4 protein-coding genes are annotated in these 4,281 nt (G+C 73.6%); 2 read left to right on the top strand and 2 right to left on the bottom strand.

Annotated elements, in window-relative coordinates; all coding sequences use genetic code 11:
- Positions 1–43: 43 nt before the first annotated feature.
- Positions 44–1,072, bottom strand: a complete 1,029-nt coding sequence (locus ACFU7Y_RS40990) for an NADP-dependent oxidoreductase (RefSeq protein ID WP_224283101.1) — start codon at positions 1,070–1,072, stop codon at positions 44–46.
- A 114-nt stretch (positions 1,073–1,186) separates the two neighbouring features.
- Here ACFU7Y_RS40990 and ACFU7Y_RS40985 point away from each other — a divergent pair, with 114 nt between their 5' ends.
- Positions 1,187–1,651 (top strand): MarR family winged helix-turn-helix transcriptional regulator, encoded by a 465-nt coding sequence (locus ACFU7Y_RS40985; protein ID WP_224283102.1) that lies wholly within the window; start codon positions 1,187–1,189, stop codon positions 1,649–1,651.
- A 119-nt stretch (positions 1,652–1,770) separates the two neighbouring features.
- Positions 1,771–3,291, top strand: a complete 1,521-nt coding sequence (locus ACFU7Y_RS40980) for an LCP family protein (RefSeq protein ID WP_224283103.1) — start codon at positions 1,771–1,773, stop codon at positions 3,289–3,291.
- A gap of 51 nt (positions 3,292–3,342) precedes the next feature.
- Here ACFU7Y_RS40980 and ACFU7Y_RS40975 read toward each other — a convergent pair whose 3' ends face one another.
- Positions 3,343–4,254 carry a 1-aminocyclopropane-1-carboxylate deaminase/D-cysteine desulfhydrase gene (locus tag ACFU7Y_RS40975; RefSeq protein ID WP_380771487.1) on the bottom strand — a complete coding sequence of 304 codons (912 nt, stop codon included), beginning with the start codon at positions 4,252–4,254 and terminating at the stop codon, positions 3,343–3,345.
- Between the last annotated feature and the right edge of the window lie 27 nt (positions 4,255–4,281).

Here is a 4,281-nt window from a genome sequence, read left to right as displayed (position 1 = left end):
GCCCCGATCGGGGCGGCGGGGCGGTCGACTCCCTGACTGTGCGTCAGCCGCCCAGACGGACGACCATCTTGCCGGTGTTGACGCCGCGCAGCAGGTCGAGGAAGGCCCCGGCGGCGTTCTCGAAACCGTCCACCACGGTCTCCTCGGTGCGCAGTTCACCGGACGTCAGCCAGCCGCCCACCTCGGCGACGAACTGCGGCTGGAGCCCGGCGTGGTCGCGCACCAGCATGCCCTCCAGGCGCAGCCGCTTGCCGATGGCGAGCGCGAGGTTGCGCGGGGCGGCGGGCGCGGCGGTGTCGTTGTACTGGGCGATCGCACCGCAGAGCACCGCGCGGCCGTGCACGTTCAGCGCGCCGATCGCGGCTTCCAGGTGGTCGCCGCCGACGTTGTCGAAGTAGAGGTCGATGCCCTCCGGGGCGGCCTCGGCGAGCTGCCGGGCGACCGGGGCGTCCTTGTAGTTGAAGGCCGCGTCGAAGCCGTACTCGTCCACCAGCTTGGCCACCTTCTCCGCCGAGCCGGCCGAACCGACCACCAGCGAGGCGCCCTTGAGCCTGGCGATCTGGCCGACCAGCGAGCCGACGGCACCGGCCGCGCCGGAGACGAAGACCTTGTCGCCCTCCTTGAGGCCGCCGACGGCGAGCAGGCCGGCGTAGGCGGTCAGGCCGGGCATGCCGAGCACGCCGAGGTAGGCGGAGAGCGGGGCGGCGGCCGGGTCGACCTTGACCGCGTGCCCGGCGTTCAGGGTGGCGTACTCGCGCCAGCCGAGCCCGTGCAGCACCGCGTCGCCCGGGGCGAAGCCCTCGGCCTCGGAGGCGATGACATGGCCGACCGCGCCGCCGTCCATGGCCTGGCCCAGCTGGAACGGCGGGACGTACGACTTCACGTCGTTCATCCGGCCCCTCATGTACGGGTCCACCGAGAGGTAGGCGTTGCGGACCAGGATCTCGCCCGGGCCCGGGGTCCGGACCGGGGCCTCGACCAGGGCGAAGTCGGCCGGCACCGGCCAGCCCTGCGGGCGGGCGGCGAGGTGCCATTCACGGGCGGTCGCGGGGGCGGCGGCCTGCTCTGCCATCGGGGGCGCTCCTTGCGGTTCAGGTGCGGTTCAGGTGCATGAAAAGTTGAGCAACTGAAGTAACGATGGGCATGAAAGGTTCATCTTGTCAACTTTTCAGGTAGACTCTCGACCATGGACACCCAGTCGATCCAGGACGCCACGCCGCAGCCCGACGAGATCACCCGCGAGGTCGTCGACCTGATGGCCAACCTGGTCGCGCTGTTCCACCGCGAGTACGAGGACGCCGCCGCCGCCCGCTCGCTCACCGGCGCCCAGGCCAAGGTGCTCGCCCTGCTGCGGCGCGGACCGATGCCGATGCGCCAGATCGCCCAGACGCTCAGCTGCGAGCCGTCCAACATCACCGGCATCGTCGACCGGCTCGAATCCCGCGGCTTCGTCACCCGCGAGGCCGACCGGCAGGACCGCCGGGTCAAGCTGGTCGCCGCCACCGACACCGGCTCGGCCGCCTCCGAGGAGCTGCGCGAGTCGCTGAACTTCGCGCGCGAGCCGCTGGCCGCGCTCGGCCCGGAGGAGCGCACCGCCCTGCGCGACCTGCTCCGGCGGATGCTCGCGGGAGCCTCCGGCCCGGGTGCGTGACCAGCATCACAGGCTCCGGGGGCTGCTCGTTGGCCCCGGGGGGGTAACCGAACCGCCTTCCGGAACGTCTAACGTTCGAACATCGAACGCGAGAAACCTGAAGACGGGGGGCACGGAGGATGAGCAGCAGCACGCGTCGGCGCCGCTACCTGCGGACCGCCATCGGCCTGGCCGCCGTACTGGTGCTGTCGGTCGTGGGCGCCGGAGCCTGGTTCTACCACCGGCTGGACAACAACATCACCACCTTCGACTCGGGCGGCGTCGCCACCGAGCGCCCGCCGGCCCCCGTCCCGGCCAGCCCGGGCGCCTCCGTCCCCGTCAACGTGCTGCTGCTCGGCTCGGACACCCGCGACGGGGGCAACGACTCCCTGGGCGGCGGTGACGAGGGCGTCGGCCACTCGGACACCGCGATCCTGGTGCACATCTACGCCGACCACAAGCACGCCGTCGGCGTCTCGATACCCCGCGACACCCTGGTCACCATCCCGTCCTGCAAGCTGCCGAACGGCACCTGGACGGCGCCGAAGACCGACCAGATGTTCAACTCCGCCTTCACCGTGGGCCTGGCCGAGAACGGCAATCCGGCCTGCACCCAGAACACCGTCGAAAAGCTCACCGGGCTGCGGATCGACCACACCGTCGTGGTCGATTTCAAGGGCGCGGCCGCGATGTCGGACGCCGTGGGCGGCGTGGAGGCCTGTGTGCCCAACGACGTCAACGAGTACGGCATCCACCTCAAGAAGGGCCTCCAGAAGCTCTCCGGGCAGTCCGCGGTGGACTACCTGCGGACCCGCCACGGCATCGGCGACAACTCCGACATAGGCCGGATGAAGCGCCAGCAGGCCTTCCTCTCCTCGATGATCAAGAAGGTGCAGAGCCAGGGCTTCTCGCTGCCCACCCTGCTGCCGCTGGCCGATGCGGCCACCAAGTCGCTCACCGTGGACGAGGGGCTGGGCACCGCGATGAAGCTGGTGGACTTCGCCCGCTCGGTCCAGGACATCAAGCTCTCCGACGTCTCCTTCGTCACCGCCCCCTGGCGGTTCGCCGGCGACCGGGTGCGGCTGGTCCAGCCGGACGCCGACACCCTCTGGAAGCTGCTGCGCGAGGACCGCACCCTGGACGGGCAGAGCACCATCGGGACGGGCCAGGTGACCTCCTCCCCCACCGCCGACCCCGCCGCTGCGACCGCCCCGCTCACCCCGGAGCAGGCCGCGACGCCGATCACCGTGGTCAACGGGACCGGCACGCCCGGCGTGGCCGGCTCCGGCGCCGAGGCGCTCAAGGCGCGCGGCTTCCAGAACATCACGCTCGGCGCCAACGCCCCAGGGCAGCGGGCCACCCGGGTCGCCTACGACCCCGCGCTGAAGGCCGCCGCCGACCAGGTCGCCGCGCTCTTCCCCGGCGCCAAGGTCATCGAGTCCCCCGGCTCGGAGGCGATCACCGTCACCATCGGCCCCGACGAGCGGACGGCGGCTACCCGGATCGACTCGGTGACCGCCCCGAGCCCGGCGCCCGGCGTCCCGGCCGGTGCCGCGGCGGGCAGCACCCCCGGTGCCACCCCGGGCGGCATCCCCACCGGCATAGCGGAGAACACCCGCAACGCCGACACCGACCCGTGCGCCGACCTGACCTTCGGCTGACCACCCGGCCCGCGGCCCGCGGCCGGCGGCTGACCCACGGCCGACCGGCCGCTACTCCGGATCCGGCAGCCCGGTGACGACGGCGGTGAGGCGGGTGCCGCGCGGGAAGACGCCCCCCGCCACCAGGCCGGCCAGCGCGGCGAGCAGCTTGGCGACGTAGCGGCGCTCCAGCGGGATGCCGTGGCGGCGCTCGAACCGCTCGGCGAAGCCGGTCAGTTCGGCCGGGACCCTGCCGTAGCCGCCGCCGTGGTGCGCGTGGTCGATCCGCCAGTTGTCGAACCCGCGCCCGTAGGCGGCCCGGTGCAGCCGGGCGACCTCCGCCTCCAGGTAGCCCTCGCCGCCGCGCAGCACGGCCACCCCGAGCGCCCGCGCGCCCGTCGGCAGGCCGGCCGCGATGCCGGCCAGGGTGCCGCCGGTGCCGACCGGGCAGCAGACCACGTCCCGCTCGCCGAGACCGGGCAGTTCGGCCGGGATCGCGGCCGCGCCGACGGCGGCCAGGGCGTTGGAGCCGCCCTCCGGGAGCACCAGGCAGCGGCCCCAGCGGCGGAGCAGGGCGTCCGTGCCGTGCTCCCCCTCGGCCCGGCCGGTGGCCTCCCGGTACTCGGCCCGGGTCAGGAACTCCAGCCGCATCCCGGCCGCCTCGGCGGCCCGAAGCGACCAGTTGCGCGGCCGGTCGGCCAGTTCCTCGCCGCGGACCAGCCCGACGCTCTCCAGCCCGAGCGCCCCGGCGGCGGCCGCGACGGCCCGCAGGTGGGTCGAGTACGCGCCGCCGAAGGTCAGCAGCCGGGTGTGGCCCTGCTCCACGGCGGCGGCCAGATTGGGCGCCAGCTTGCGCCACTTGTTGCCGGGGACGGTCGGGTGCAGCAGGTCGTCCCGCTTCAGCCGCAGCTCCACCCCGGCCCGGGCGAAGGCCTCGTCGGTGCAGTCCACCAGCGGGGTCGGCAGCAGGGCGGGTTCGAGCACCCGGCCAGCTTAGGCGCACGCGCGGAG

Source organism: Kitasatospora sp. NPDC057542, from assembly GCF_042801945.1.
Classification (GTDB): domain Bacteria; phylum Actinomycetota; class Actinomycetes; order Streptomycetales; family Streptomycetaceae; genus Kitasatospora.
This window is presented reverse-complemented; position numbering and strand designations above follow the sequence as displayed.